Annotated in this window: 15 protein-coding genes and 1 pseudogene; 11 read left to right on the plus strand and 5 right to left on the minus strand. The window is 46.1% G+C overall.

Translation table 11 applies throughout. From position 1 onward, the window contains the following. Positions 1 to 92 precede the first annotated feature (92 nt). The 3 genes from LKD23_RS12125 (at position 93) to LKD23_RS13055 (ending at position 3,897) form a co-directional block, all read left to right on the plus strand. Entirely contained in the window at positions 93 to 662 is a 570-nt protein-coding gene (locus tag LKD23_RS12125) for a Type 1 glutamine amidotransferase-like domain-containing protein (protein ID WP_227621865.1), read from the plus strand. A gap of 50 nt (positions 663 to 712) precedes the next feature. Beyond that, positions 713 to 1,120, plus strand: a complete 408-nt coding sequence (locus LKD23_RS12130) for an arsenate reductase ArsC (RefSeq protein ID WP_227621866.1) — start codon at positions 713 to 715, stop codon at positions 1,118 to 1,120. 134 nt (positions 1,121 to 1,254) lie between these two features. Then, complete coding sequence (locus LKD23_RS13055) at positions 1,255 to 3,897, plus strand: MutS N-terminal domain-containing protein (protein WP_431834201.1); 2,643 nt, start codon at positions 1,255 to 1,257, stop codon at positions 3,895 to 3,897. Positions 3,898 to 3,942: 45 nt separating this feature from the next. Here LKD23_RS13055 and LKD23_RS12150 read toward each other — a convergent pair whose 3' ends face one another. Beyond that, positions 3,943 to 4,086 (minus strand): hypothetical protein, encoded by a 144-nt coding sequence (locus LKD23_RS12150; protein ID WP_227621868.1) that lies wholly within the window; start codon positions 4,084 to 4,086, stop codon positions 3,943 to 3,945. A gap of 442 nt (positions 4,087 to 4,528) precedes the next feature. Here LKD23_RS12150 and LKD23_RS12155 point away from each other — a divergent pair, with 442 nt between their 5' ends. Continuing rightward, complete coding sequence (locus tag LKD23_RS12155; protein WP_097791177.1) at positions 4,529 to 5,779, plus strand: MFS transporter; 1,251 nt, start codon at positions 4,529 to 4,531, stop codon at positions 5,777 to 5,779. Positions 5,780 to 6,182: 403 nt separating this feature from the next. On the opposite strand, the gene LKD23_RS12160 is transcribed toward LKD23_RS12155, so the two are convergent. Continuing rightward, positions 6,183 to 6,623, minus strand: a complete 441-nt coding sequence (locus tag LKD23_RS12160; protein ID WP_097791180.1) for a hypothetical protein — start codon at positions 6,621 to 6,623, stop codon at positions 6,183 to 6,185. Between the two features lie 512 nt (positions 6,624 to 7,135). Here LKD23_RS12160 and LKD23_RS12165 point away from each other — a divergent pair. Both LKD23_RS12165 and LKD23_RS12170 read left to right on the plus strand, forming a co-directional pair. Continuing rightward, positions 7,136 to 7,564: an MmcQ/YjbR family DNA-binding protein gene (locus tag LKD23_RS12165; RefSeq protein ID WP_227621869.1), complete on the plus strand. Its 429-nt coding sequence runs from the start codon at positions 7,136 to 7,138 to the stop codon at positions 7,562 to 7,564. Beyond that, entirely contained in the window at positions 7,533 to 7,964 is a 432-nt protein-coding gene (locus LKD23_RS12170) for a hypothetical protein (RefSeq protein ID WP_015565732.1), read from the plus strand. Before LKD23_RS12165 ends, LKD23_RS12170 begins: the two co-directional genes overlap by 32 nt. A 73-nt stretch (positions 7,965 to 8,037) precedes the next feature. Here the strand turns inward: LKD23_RS12170 and LKD23_RS12175 are convergent, their stop codons facing one another. Both LKD23_RS12175 and LKD23_RS12180 read right to left on the minus strand, forming a co-directional pair. Further along, the gene (locus tag LKD23_RS12175; protein ID WP_008396542.1) at positions 8,038 to 8,550 is read right to left on the minus strand and encodes an ImmA/IrrE family metallo-endopeptidase; all 513 of its coding nucleotides are present in this window, start codon (positions 8,548 to 8,550) and stop codon (positions 8,038 to 8,040) included. A gap of 45 nt (positions 8,551 to 8,595) precedes the next feature. Then, positions 8,596 to 9,012, minus strand: coding sequence for a helix-turn-helix domain-containing protein (locus LKD23_RS12180; RefSeq protein ID WP_015565734.1), 417 nt, complete (start codon positions 9,010 to 9,012; stop codon positions 8,596 to 8,598). A 201-nt stretch (positions 9,013 to 9,213) separates the two neighbouring features. Here LKD23_RS12180 and LKD23_RS12185 point away from each other — a divergent pair. Together LKD23_RS12185 and LKD23_RS12190 are read left to right on the plus strand one after the other, a co-directional pair. Then, positions 9,214 to 9,510 (plus strand): annotated as a pseudogene (locus LKD23_RS12185) (DNA polymerase Y family protein); the annotation flags it as partial. 43 nt (positions 9,511 to 9,553) lie between these two features. Next, the gene (locus LKD23_RS12190) at positions 9,554 to 9,835 is read left to right on the plus strand and encodes a hypothetical protein (RefSeq protein ID WP_015565736.1); all 282 of its coding nucleotides are present in this window, start codon (positions 9,554 to 9,556) and stop codon (positions 9,833 to 9,835) included. 414 nt (positions 9,836 to 10,249) lie between these two features. Here LKD23_RS12190 and LKD23_RS12195 read toward each other — a convergent pair whose 3' ends face one another. Then, positions 10,250 to 10,702, minus strand: coding sequence for an ImmA/IrrE family metallo-endopeptidase (locus LKD23_RS12195; RefSeq protein WP_227621870.1), 453 nt, complete (start codon positions 10,700 to 10,702; stop codon positions 10,250 to 10,252). Positions 10,703 to 11,068: 366 nt separating this feature from the next. Between LKD23_RS12195 and LKD23_RS12200 the strand changes: the two genes are divergently transcribed. The 3 genes from LKD23_RS12200 to LKD23_RS12210 form a co-directional block, all read left to right on the plus strand. Continuing rightward, complete coding sequence (locus LKD23_RS12200; RefSeq protein WP_227621871.1) at positions 11,069 to 11,542, plus strand: RNA polymerase sigma factor; 474 nt, start codon at positions 11,069 to 11,071, stop codon at positions 11,540 to 11,542. Between the two features lie 453 nt (positions 11,543 to 11,995). After that, positions 11,996 to 12,175, plus strand: coding sequence for a hypothetical protein (locus LKD23_RS12205; protein WP_227621872.1), 180 nt, complete (start codon positions 11,996 to 11,998; stop codon positions 12,173 to 12,175). A gap of 86 nt (positions 12,176 to 12,261) precedes the next feature. Continuing rightward, positions 12,262 to 12,404: type II toxin-antitoxin system PemK/MazF family toxin (locus LKD23_RS12210; protein ID WP_227621843.1), on the plus strand; the 143-nt coding region annotated here is incomplete at its 3' end.

The raw sequence follows: 12,404 nt of genomic DNA on the forward strand, positions 1-12,404 counted from the left end.
CTTCGATGAAAGATTTGCTTCTATGCGGGAGTTGAATCGTCGAGGCAAAACGCCCGACCCGGAGCATTACGAGGTCAGGGTTGACCGATAAGATGAAAGAGAAATTCTTTGATATTATTGGAAAGTGTCCGAAGGATGTGAAAGTGCTTTATATTCCAACAGCTGGCATTGAAACAGATGGTGCAAGAGAGTCGCTTGCAATATGTTTTCATGAACTCTTTCTAATGGGAATTCAGTACGAAAATATATTAGTGTACAATCTGGAATTAATTCTTTCAAAAGACTATCAAAGAACCTATTCTTCGTATGTTACAACCCCGTTTATGCTTACAAGGCTATTAACTTTTGAAGAATTAAACCAATTTGATGCTGTTTTTGTCAGTGGTGGTGATGTATCTGTGCTTTGTCGTGAAATGTCTAGAACTGGTTTTGATAGAATACTTAATAATGCAATTAAAAACGGACTTATATATGTCGGAATCAGTGCAGGAAGTATGTATGCGGCGGGAAATTTAACAGATGGATTACATATTATTGACAATCCTATTATCCCCCATTGGAATGGTTCTGAAACAACAGTATTACCGAACGGCAAAGATGAGATTAAGCTTGCTGATGGAAAAGCTGTTTATGTAGAGGATAATTACATGAGTGTAATATGATGCACATGTAGGATTAGTCAAATTCCAATTTGTGGGGAAGGAACACCTATATGTCAAACCCCAAAATCGCCTTTATCTGTGTCCATAATTCCTGCCGCAGTCAGATTGCCGAAGCCTTTGGCAAGGTACTGGCCGCAGATGTGTTTGAAAGCTACTCGGCTGGAACCGAAACCAAACCGCAGATCAATCAGGATGCTGTGCGCCTGATGAAAGAACTATATGGCATCGACATGGAAAAGACACAGTATTCCAAGCTGATTTCTGCAATTCCAAAGCCGGATATCGCTATTTCCATGGGCTGCAATGTCAGCTGCCCGTTCATTGGCAGACCTTTTGATGAGAATTGGGGTCTGGATGACCCTACCGGAAAAAGCGATGATGAATTCAAAGCAGTCATAGAGCAGATTCGTCAGAACGTTCTTGCTTTGAAATCGAAACTTTGCGGTTCTAGTTTTTGAAACCCTCAAAAGTGAGGTCTTGATAGAACGCTTCGATTCATGCTGTACTAAAACCAGTTTTAATTCCATAAGCGAGTGACCTGAAAAGGCCGCTCGCTTTTTTGTTTTCCACGAAACATGAAGGGAGGAACGCAATGCCAAATAAAACGCAAGAATATCTTAATCTCGCCCAGCAAACGGCAAAGGAACTGACCCGGTATTGGGAAAACTGGACGGACTATCTGACCACTGCATCCCGGTTGTATAAATACAGCTATGCAGACCAGCTCATGATCTACGCCCAGCGTCCTGATGCTACCGCCTGTGCCAGTTTCGACCTCTGGAACAACCGCATGAACCGCTACGTCAGGCATGGCTCCAAGGGCATCGCCCTGTTAGACCAGTCCAGCAGTGTCCCACGTCTGCACTATGTCTTTGATGTGAGCGATACCGGGGTGCGCCGCAATTCTCGTGACCCTGAGGTGTGGCAGCTCGGCCCTGATCTGGTTCAGCCTGTGTCAGAAATGCTTGCCAGAGAATACGGTGTCCGGCATGAACGAATCACCCAGCAGATCGCGGACATTTGCGGCAAGCTGGTGGATTCCTATTGGGATAACAACAGCGGTGACATTCTCGACATCGTTGACGGCTCGTTCCTGATGGATTATGATGAAGCCGGACAGGAGTTCCAGTTCAAAAGTGCCGCTGCAATCAGCATCACCTATGCTGTCCTTGAACGATGCGGTTTTGAGCCGGAAGGACATTTTGACCGGGACGATTTTCAGGCCATCTTCTCCTTTTCCACTCCTGCCGCCGTGTATGCGTTGGGCACCGCAGTCAGCGAGTGCAGCCGGGATGTGCTGCGCAACATCGAAAGAACCGTAAAGACGACAATCCGCCGCCGCAATGTAGAAAGGAGCCAGTATGAATATGAACAGCAGGAACGTGACCTACTCGACCGTCGGGGACTACCAGCTCCCGAACCTGACCCTGCCCCAGCAGGAGAAAGCACTGGGCAAATACGGCAGACTGCGCCGGACTTACCTGATGAAGCATCGCCCGGTGCTGTACAATTCGATGCTCCTGTCGGGGACTCTGCATCCGCACCTGTTGGAAGTGGAACAGACCGCAGAGAGCCGGATGCAGCAGACCATGCAGGAACTGCTGAAGCAGAACCCGGCTCCGAACAAAGAGCGGCATCAGATGGAGTGGGTGCAGCACATGAACAGCCTGAAAGCACAGGCCGAGGAACTGGTGATGAACGAGCTGATTTACAGCTAAGTTTCTTTGATGCCCACATCCCCACCGAAGTCCAGCAAATTGAAAAAATCGACCAAGCGGAGAGCGAAAAATCGCCCTCCGCTTTTGTTTTGTCGCAGGCGGAGATTGAAAATGCGCTGCGGAGAGGCTCCAATGTTGAAGGCAGCAAACTTCGGATATGGAAAATTTATCAGTTGCAGCCTGACCGAAAGCTCCGGGCAAAAGCTCTCGCCAAAGAATACGCACCATACGGCCCCGGCGGTTCTTCACACACTTATCTGGACGGAAGCAGTGGTTGGCTTGACCATGACAGCAAGGGTCTGACGTTTGAGCATTATCCCGACCATCAGAAAGTGCTTCTCCGCTGGGATCGGGTCGAAAAATATATTGACCTGATGATTCAGTCTGACCGCTACCTGTCGGACAAAGAAAGAAGATCCATCGACTTTCCCCTTGAACTGAACGCCGCCAGTGCAGCCGAATACACTGCATTAAAGGCGCAGCACCCGGATACTCTGGTTGGATTTGAAGCTGGCGGCAATTTTATGTTCTATGGAGAAGATGCTGCCAAGGTCGCAAAAGTTCTCAACAGTGCTTTGTTTACGAGAGAAACAGCACTGGGCGAAGCTCAGGTCACAGGCTTTCCACCTAGCTTATGGGCAAGAAAGTCAAAAGAATTGTGGTCTGCGGGCAATGATGTTTACCTTGCCGGATTGAACGAAGATGGGACTCATCACCAGACTAAACATCTGCACAAAGAGGACTATCTGCCCATCGGCTCCATCATCAATATGGATGGCCGGAAATTTCGGATTGACGGAGTGGATTTTGATAAGGGCAAGGTTTCCTTGCAGGATATGGCACTGGCCGACCTGCGAATGCCAATTTTTCGGGAAGAACCGCTATCTGTTGTCCGGGAATTGTACGAACAGCAGGACGAAGCCCTTGACGCTGCTCCCGAAAAGGCCGTTGATTATAAGGTCGGGGACGATGTTGTGGTAGACCTTCCTACCCGAACTATCGAAGGGAAAATCGGCTATGTGGGTGAAACGGACGTTCGCATCGACACCAGCGCACAGGGGCAGTCGTGGGATAACGAAGTTATCAACAAACGACAATTCGAGGATGGCTTGCGGCAGAATGAACAGGTTACTACGCAGCCAGATGATACTGTAAAAACGGTTGCCATATACCCTGCTGAAGAAAACCGTATGCCTTATGATATTGTGATCCAGACGATTGGCTCAAAATCACCTACTCTGGATGCAGTTGAACCGGAACGATCCACACTTGAACTTGCCGGGAACTTCCACATCACGGATGATGATTTGGGTGTCGGAGGCCCCAAACAGAAATTCGCCCGGAACATCGAAGCCATCCGTACCCTGTTCCAGTTGGAACAGGAGCATCGGGGTGCTACCGCCGAGGAGCAGCAGGTGCTTTCCCAGTATGTGGGCTGGGGCGGTCTGGCAGACGCTTTTGACCCCGGCAAAGATAATTGGGCAAAGGAATACGCCGAACTGAAAGGACTGCTTTGATTGGTTGGGTCGGCACAACCGTTACCCGTGTCAACAACGCGCCTGTTATTTTTGCGAAGAAGCGAAACTGCCCTGAAAGGAGAGTTGTACCGTGCCTCGATTGACAGAGAAGTTTTCAGCGACTTCTCTTGCATTGTGTGTTTTTTCCAATGCCTGAATCAGAAGTTTTCTTGCTTCATTGTGCAACATTTGAATCGCCTCTTTGACTCAATCTTACACCTTTTGTCAAGTTGTAACTTTATTTGATCGGACTGCTATAGATAGACTGACAACAATCTTGCAAATTTTACTAAGGGAGATTTCAATACTAATGAAAAGGTACAGATAATTTGATTTGCAAAGGTTACATAATACAACATATAACTAAAATTAACAGTCCCTGAGTCGATAACAATTGGAAATTTGAAAAATTCGATGCGCGAACATAGAGACCTTGTATGCAACTGCTGCTCAATGCAAATATCAATCACGGCTCCCGCAAAACCTTGTACAATATGCACAAGGTCGTCAAATGACAAGTGTATTAAATGCCAATGGACAGATTGTTGATAGCATGATATGATATTTGTGATTTTATATTTGAGATTGTGATGAAGCACATCCCATTTGATGGCGGAAGGGCATAATAGTTATGAATATCAATTCGTCTTATAGGAAAGTTTGGTTTGCAAGATTGATTTCCATTTTGGGGACAGGATTAACGTCATTTGGGGTAAGTGTCTGGGTTTACACGGTCACAGGAAAAGCGACCCCAATGGTTTTGATTCTCCTTTTCTCTATATTACCAGCGATATTTTTAGCACCTTTCAGTGGTTATTTATGTGACAAATACAATCGTAAGGCTATCATTATTTGCGCCGACTCCATTGCCGCTTTGATAAGTGTGTTTATCTATATTTGCGTCAGTTATTATGAATTCAATTATTTTGTTCTTTGTGTTTTTACCTTTCTTGATTCTTGTGCAAATTTCTTTGATAATAATGCATATCAAGCATCAATTACAACTTTGGTTTCTCCTGATGAAGTAAAAACTGCTAACGGCATGAGTCAGATTATTGATTCATTGGATAGTATTGCTTCCCCGATTGTTGCCGGAATGCTCTATCCATTAATTGGACTAAATGGGATTATAATAATTGATTTAATAAGCTATCTTGTTTCTTTAGTAATTCTTGTTACGATAGATTCAAGCAAGTTTTCAATGGACAACGAAAATCAGAAGAAACGAAATACAAAAAGAGAAATTTTGCTTGGATTCAAATTTATTTTTTCTCAAGGAAGTTTACGTGTACTTTTGATTTACTTTACTATTTTAAACTTTACGTTTAATCTCGCAACCTCATTAATAGAGCCTTTCGGCTTGACACTTGGGAATACATTTGACCTAGGCATTATTAAGGCTTGTGGTGGATTCGGGATTTTATGCGGAAGTTTGGTTGTTACATTTTCAAAGAAAATACATTTTACTTATAAAACGATCGTTATTGGTGGCTTGGTTGCTGGCATAGCTTTGCAACTTATGGGGTTCACACATATTACTTGCATTGTTGCAATCGGAAGATTTTCCTTTTCATTTGTTACGCCAATTTTGAATACGGTTGCCGGCACATTGTGGATGCAGGAAACACCACGGATTCTTCAGGGGCGTGTGTTTGCATCGCGTTCCATGATTGCAAGGTGTTTTGTTCCTTTGTCATACGTTGTCGTAGGCCCGCTTGTTGACATTGTTTTACCGAAGCTGTTGCAATCAAATCTTGGACTTATTATTAATGTAGTCGGCACTCAAGCACTTGAATACCGTCTCGTTTTTTGTGGAGCGGGGGTTTTGTGCGTTTTAATAACTTGCTGTGTTGCAGCAAATACAAATTTCAGAAAACTTTAACTTTTCCGCATCAAATTGTTTTATCAATGTTGTAAGAATTGTTATTAATATGCTTCAATTTTTTGTATGTTCTTTTCGCTATGCTATAGTCTTGGGGGATTCAAAATCTTTTGTCTGTTTGCGATGTTTGCACTTGTAAACATCAAATATAAAAGAAAGCCGGCCGAGAACGAAATCAACGTATACTCGGCCTGTTTGTGGTTCATAACTCTATTTCATTGCGTTTGGGTATTTGCCTCGGCGGATCTTCAGCCATTGCTTGACGATTGCGTTTTTCTTCCTGAACAGACTGCGGCGGTTCGGCTCTTTCATTGAGAACTTTTTCAACATCACGCCTGCCATGAAGCATTGTAGCAGGAGTAAACTGTTCTCCATACGCCTTTTGCAGTTGCTGAACAGCGTTCTATTCTTTCTCGTTGCGAATAGCCAGCCTTGCTTCATATAACTCTCCTGCGTCCAAATCTTTTGCCTGTTCCTGTAAGTCGGCAAAAGCGTTTTTTGCATCATCCAGCGCATAAGAATACTTTGCCTCGCTGACTTCGAGCTTTTCAAGCATCGTCTCTGCGGCAGTACACCTTTTCTTGACTTCGGCGGTATCCCTACTTTCTTCACAGTCAAGATACATGAGGATTATTGCCCGCTCCGAGCGCAAATCTTCGAGCTGTTCCGTCAAATCCTCGATGCGGCTGGTCAGCTCACGATGCTTCAAAACATTAAGAATTGGCGTTGCCTTTTTCTCGGCCTGTAACTCTTTCCGCGTTTTGATAGCAGCCTTGATTTGCTTTGTCAAAACATCGTATTTTTCAAGCTCAGGCTTGGCAGCTTCAAGATACGATGTCTCCAAAATGATAACATCGGCAGTCGTGGTGCTATCGTTACGGTTGTGGTAAATGGACAGAATGTCCGTTTGCTGCTAAGCAGAATCGTTTTGAAATTTCGTTACGGCTCTACCATGTGTCTTTTTTGATCGCATGATTTATCCGTAACGCTCTGGCGGTAGGATTTCTGACGGCAGGCATTACTACAATAGACAGCATCTTTGCGTTTAGGCGTAAATGTTTTGCCACAACACCTGCAAACAAGGCCGGTGCGCTGTGCAAGCCGCTTCTGTCGCTGGCGTTTCCAGTTGCCAAGTTTTCCGCACGTGTAGTAGTCACAATATTTTTTCGATTTGACAATTGTATAAAACGTTTTTCCGCAGCCCTTACAGATGATTTTTCGCACAGGGTACATATACTCATGTGCATTATGTTTTGCCTGTTGCTCGTCGTACCGTGCTTTTATGGCTGCGAATTCTGTGGAAATGGAGGATGCAGTGGGAAGTACAACATAGATTGACTTCACTTGCAATGTGGAATGACGCGACAAGAATTATTTACATGGATACACCAGCAGTACGGCACAGAGCCGGAATATCCCAGGCATGACTGGAATGCTGTGTTGCGGCACAACGACAATAATAAATGGTATGGTGTAGTTCTGGAAGTATCAGCTGATAAGTTGGGACTGCCGGAGGCAGGCATCGTTGATGTCCTTAATGTGAAAAGCGATCTGCTACTGATTGGCTCTCTTCGCGGGCAGAAAGGCTATTTTCTGGCCTATCACATGAACAAGGAAAAATGGCTCAGTATTCAGCTTGGCAAGCCGGAACTGGATGATACTATCAAAGATCTGCTTTCTTTGAGCTATGAGCTGACAGCACCGAAAAAGCGCAACTTAAAGTCATCAGGAAAAAATCCGGGAGATTCCGCAAATGGCAAAGAAAAAGAAATTGACGAAGGCTGAGCGAAAGGAAGCACGCCTCCGAAAAGGCAAGCAGTGGCTGCTCACCTATACCGGTTCACCGAAAAAGATGAACAAGCATTACCGGGAACGCTTTCATGTGGATGCTGTGACTGCCGCTAAAGATTTGCAGGAGCTGGGGGTCAATTATACACAGGAACAGCTCGACCAGATAAAACAGGCTGAAGAGCAGCGGCTTCGGCAGCGGAGAATGGAGCGGGAAGCGAAAGAGAGGGAACGTCTGGCAGAACTGTATGAGGACTGCGATGATCGTTTTGCCTTTATCGCTGGATACACAGATGGCGGCGCACCGTTCGGTGTGATGTGGGAAGAAGTCGGCATTGATCCGGGACTGCCGTTCGAGGAAAAAGTGAATCTCTATCATATGCAGATGTTAGGCTGATAATTGTGCAGACGTCATCTGCACAATTTGCAACAAAAAAGAGAGGAGCCAGTCCAGGCTCCTCGAAGGTACATTATTTCAAAAAGTTGCTTTTATGTTCCAGCGCGTGCAGATTATATCCAAGTGTGGCCAGGTGCGCCACCTTCAGCGCAACCAGATTGATGTCGGTGGACATCGCACTGGCGATCTGCTCAGCTGTGTATCCATACTCATAGATGTAGCGAAGGACTTCATCGCTGTCCATCAGGATTTCTGCTGCTACGATGTTGGCTTCATATTCTGGTTTGGATTTCATATCGTAGAGCATGAACTCATGAATCGGGGTGGTTTTCGCCATATTCCGGTGAAGCTGGTCATGCCCTAATTCATGTGCGCACACAATGCGCAGCATATTTTCATCCAGACTGTTATTCAGGAAAATAAAGCGATTTCGCTTAATCACCCGGTACATTCCCTTCAGGGAACCAAAATTTTCGCAAAGCATGACATTGATACCAAGCTGCCTTGCAATTTCAAAAGGGTCTCTGGAACCGCAACGTTTTACCAGTTTCTCACCGACCCGTGAAAGCTGTTCCGCATTCATCATACCACCTCCAGTTTACAGTATAGCGAAAAGTGTGTACGATAAATATCACTGATCGGATTTTTTACGCCTCGTTTTCGGGGCGTATTTTTTATTGTTCTCTTTGGCAATCCAGTAGGCATCGGTCAGAGCTTTATAAGCTCCTTCGATGGCATCTTCGCTTAATTCGCCGCCAGCGAACATACCGGTCACTTCACTGACCAGCTCTTCAATATCTTTCGCTGCTTTTGCGCCGCCTTTTTCGTGAGCTTCTACGACATAGGTGCCGCTGCTGCCCAGCAGGTACTCAGTAGTAGTATTCAGCGCATCCGCAATCTTCTGCATCGTAACCATATTGGATGGCTTGCGGCTGCCAAGTTCATAATTCTGAATTGTGCGGGCGGTTACACCGGCCTTCTCTGCAAGTTCTACCTGAGTTAAATTGGCTTCTGTTCTTTTTTCTTTCAACCTTTCTTTGAAGACCATAGGAATACCTCTTTCTTTTTTGATGACAAACACGAACGCTTTTTCTTAAAAATCTATTGACATGAAAAACCGTGCTTGCTATAATGACGATGAAAGCATGAAATACAATTCGTGTAATTATAGTATCACAAGAAATGCTGTGTGTCAATGCGTTCGTGAAAAGTTGTTCATGTTTTCACAAACGGAGAGGAGGAATACGGGATGCAGAGAGTGATTCTTCACTGTGATATGAACAATTTCTATGCCTCTGTTGAGTGTATGCTGAACCCGGAACTGAAGAACAAGCCGGTGGCAGTGTGTGGTTCTGTGGAGGAACGGCATGGTATCGTACTTGCGAAGAACTATGCAGCAAAGGCGTTTGGCGTTTCCACGGGAGAGGCAATCTGGCAGGCAAAGCAGAAGTGCCAGGATCTTGTGATCGTGGAGCCGCACTATGAGCAATATATGAAGTTTTCAAAGCTGGCTCGTGAGATATACGATCGATATGATTCGCAAGTAATGCACACTGTGTTCTGACAAACCTGTAAAAGGAGGGGTTCTGATGTGTGGTGATTACACCCTTCGCCGTGAGAAAAGATACGTCGAAGTGGACGTTCGTTTTACTCCTGATGGCAAGATCCGCCCTCTTGCCATAAACTATGACAAGGCTCACACTTATGGAATTGATCGTGTCTTGGCAGTCAAACACGGGACATCACGCCTAGGCGGAAAAGGTCACTGCTTCACCTGCCTGATTTGCGGTCAGAAGCGGAATCTTTGGCTTGAACAGGGCAAGTGGTTCGTGGAAGCCTACTGTTCCGTGCCGGAAAGCTGTGCTTCGTAATGGCAAAATACTTATCCCGCACAGACCTTTCGCACATAGCGGGCAGGTATATCGAGCAGTACTATAACTTTTTCGGAATTAGCAAGGATGCCCCAGAACCCATTGACCCGGAACGGCTCGCAAGTTCTGTTCTTGGGCTGAATGTGAAAATGCTGCCGTTATGCAGCGATGGCAGTGTCCTAGGACTGACTGTTTTCCAGAAATGCGGTTTTACCGTAACCTTGGGGGACGGAAGTCTCAGGGTTTCTTTGCATCTATTGCACTTCACTTGTAGTATACCGGAACACCCCTCGATTTTCTGGTATAACTTATTTCCACAAACAGGGCAAAATCTCCAGCCTATGCTAAATTCTGCCTGCTGTGTAGTAGTCGGTGCTTTACCGGCAAAGGGACGGTTCTTTAACTGAATCATATTCATTCTCCAAATCGCATGATGTCCAATGGATGGCAGTGGATGGGTTTGCCTCTTATAACCTGCATCTGCTGCAGTCTGATCCTGATCGCAGACCAAGAAACCCCAATCCGTTGAGCCATCTCCAGAATTTTTTCATAGTTAGGGTCAGACACTGATTTGTACAGAATCCCATTTGGCAGAGTCAACGCTACACGTTCTATTTCGGCATTGATCAGAAATGTTGGCATCAGCAGCTCTGCTGCAAGGGTGTTTGCCTGCCATTCTTCCCATGAGGGCTGTCCGTTTCGTTCCCGATAGGCAATGTGCCCACGGCACTTGACTGCTTTTCCGTAGTCGTTCGGAAACTGGTCAGCCAGAATATGGTGTGCCGCTTCATGCGCTATCGTGAAATTCCGGCATCCGGTGCAGCTGTCTGCCGCAAGGGCGGAATCGATTACGACGTCCTTCGGCATGAACACCTCTACAAGCTTTGTTGATCTGGCCTTTAGATGCCGGTGATTTTCCAGTCATTTTAACAAATACGGGTGCATTGCACCCTGAATATGGACTGTTCATCACCGAGCAACGGGCCATTGCCGCAAGGCAATGTATGAAACGTGCTCCAAATAGCCGGGCAACAGCTGATTGAGAGATTTTCTTTGAAGATCCCTCAGTTGGTTGTTGTCCGGCTATTTTTTTAGCCTTCAGGTAGCCTGCTCCCGTAAAAAGGAGCAGGCTTTATGTTTGTCCGTTTTTCGTGGATGCCCCAAGCAGCGAAATATCCGTAGCCTTCCAAATTTTCGACTTTTCACGACTTATCGAAAATTTTGAGGTTTAACATGGGCTTTAACTACGGTTTGGAAAAGAAGAATTTTGATAGCCAGTGGGCTGTGACCCGTAAGCAGTATGAGGATGCTGGCATGAGCCGGGAAGCGATTCAGGCAATGTACGATTACGACTGCTCTGTTTTTAATGCTACTCGCGCCTACCAGAACCATACGCAGGAAATTGCAGCGCCGTCCTTTGAACAGAGCGAAGAATCCTACTCGCCCTTGATGGACAAGTATCAGAAGGCTATTTCCGTTACGGATCACTACTGCGAAACCATGAGCTGCTTCACATGGATCGGCGAAATTGAGAACGAGCGGCTGCTGGCTGCTCTCGAAAATTTATCGGAACTCGACCTCAAAATTCTTACGCTCTATGTCTATGCCGGGTACACCGAGTCCGAGATTGCAATGGCCTTGGAATCCAAAAGGATTACGATTCATAAGCGAATCGAACGAATGACTATGTTTTTGAAGAACTTTTGAACCATTTTCTTTTTCAGGTAACAATTTGGCCTTTCTCGATGCCTACCAAGTGAAGGGACAATTTTCCAAGCGGCACTCGCCGCAGGGAAAAACGTCCGACCTCATGAACCTTGAAAACTGAATAGTTCCGTCATCTGGTACTCCGATAATGATACTTCCGTAATTCGCGGCCCGGTCACAAAGCAGACGGGGTGGCTGAAATGCCAATGAAGCGGTACAAGTCCGCTGCCAGATGTTTATGCCCCACTCGCAGGGGGCCGAGGGCGAATATGCGAGACCTTTAATCATATTGATCCGGGAACTGCCGGGTACGTTTTTGCGCATCCGGCAGTTTCCGTTTTTTACGTATCCCAATTTAATCTTTACCCGAATATTCACTCTTGATACATATAGGAGGACATTTTTATGGATGAGTTGAACCCCACGGTGCGCGAGCAGGAGATCTAAGAGGAGATGGAGCTGACCCCTGAGATGGTCAAGTCCATCCGCACCCTCTGCGGTACCTGTCTGCGGCACTTTGTGGATGCAAAGACTTTCAAGATCGCGCTTGTACCCAGCGCAGACCGGAGCATGGACACCTGCACCGTCTGCCAGATGCGGCGCGGCTACGATTATGTAGTCATGCACCGCTGACCCAACCATACCACCATACCTTGAACGAAGCCCGCTGCGGAACATCCGGCAGCGGGCTTTGCACATAACAACATGGAGGTACAATTTTGCAGCAAAACTGGAAATTCCAACGCGGAGATATCTTCTTTACCCACTTCGGGGCGAGCACCGGTTCGGAACAGCACGGTGACCGCCCGGCGGTCATTCTTCAGAATGACGTGGGCAATTATCACTCTCCGACCCTGATCGT

The sequence above is a fragment of the Faecalibacterium butyricigenerans genome, assembly GCF_020687345.1.
GTDB lineage: Bacteria > Bacillota > Clostridia > Oscillospirales > Ruminococcaceae > Faecalibacterium > Faecalibacterium butyricigenerans.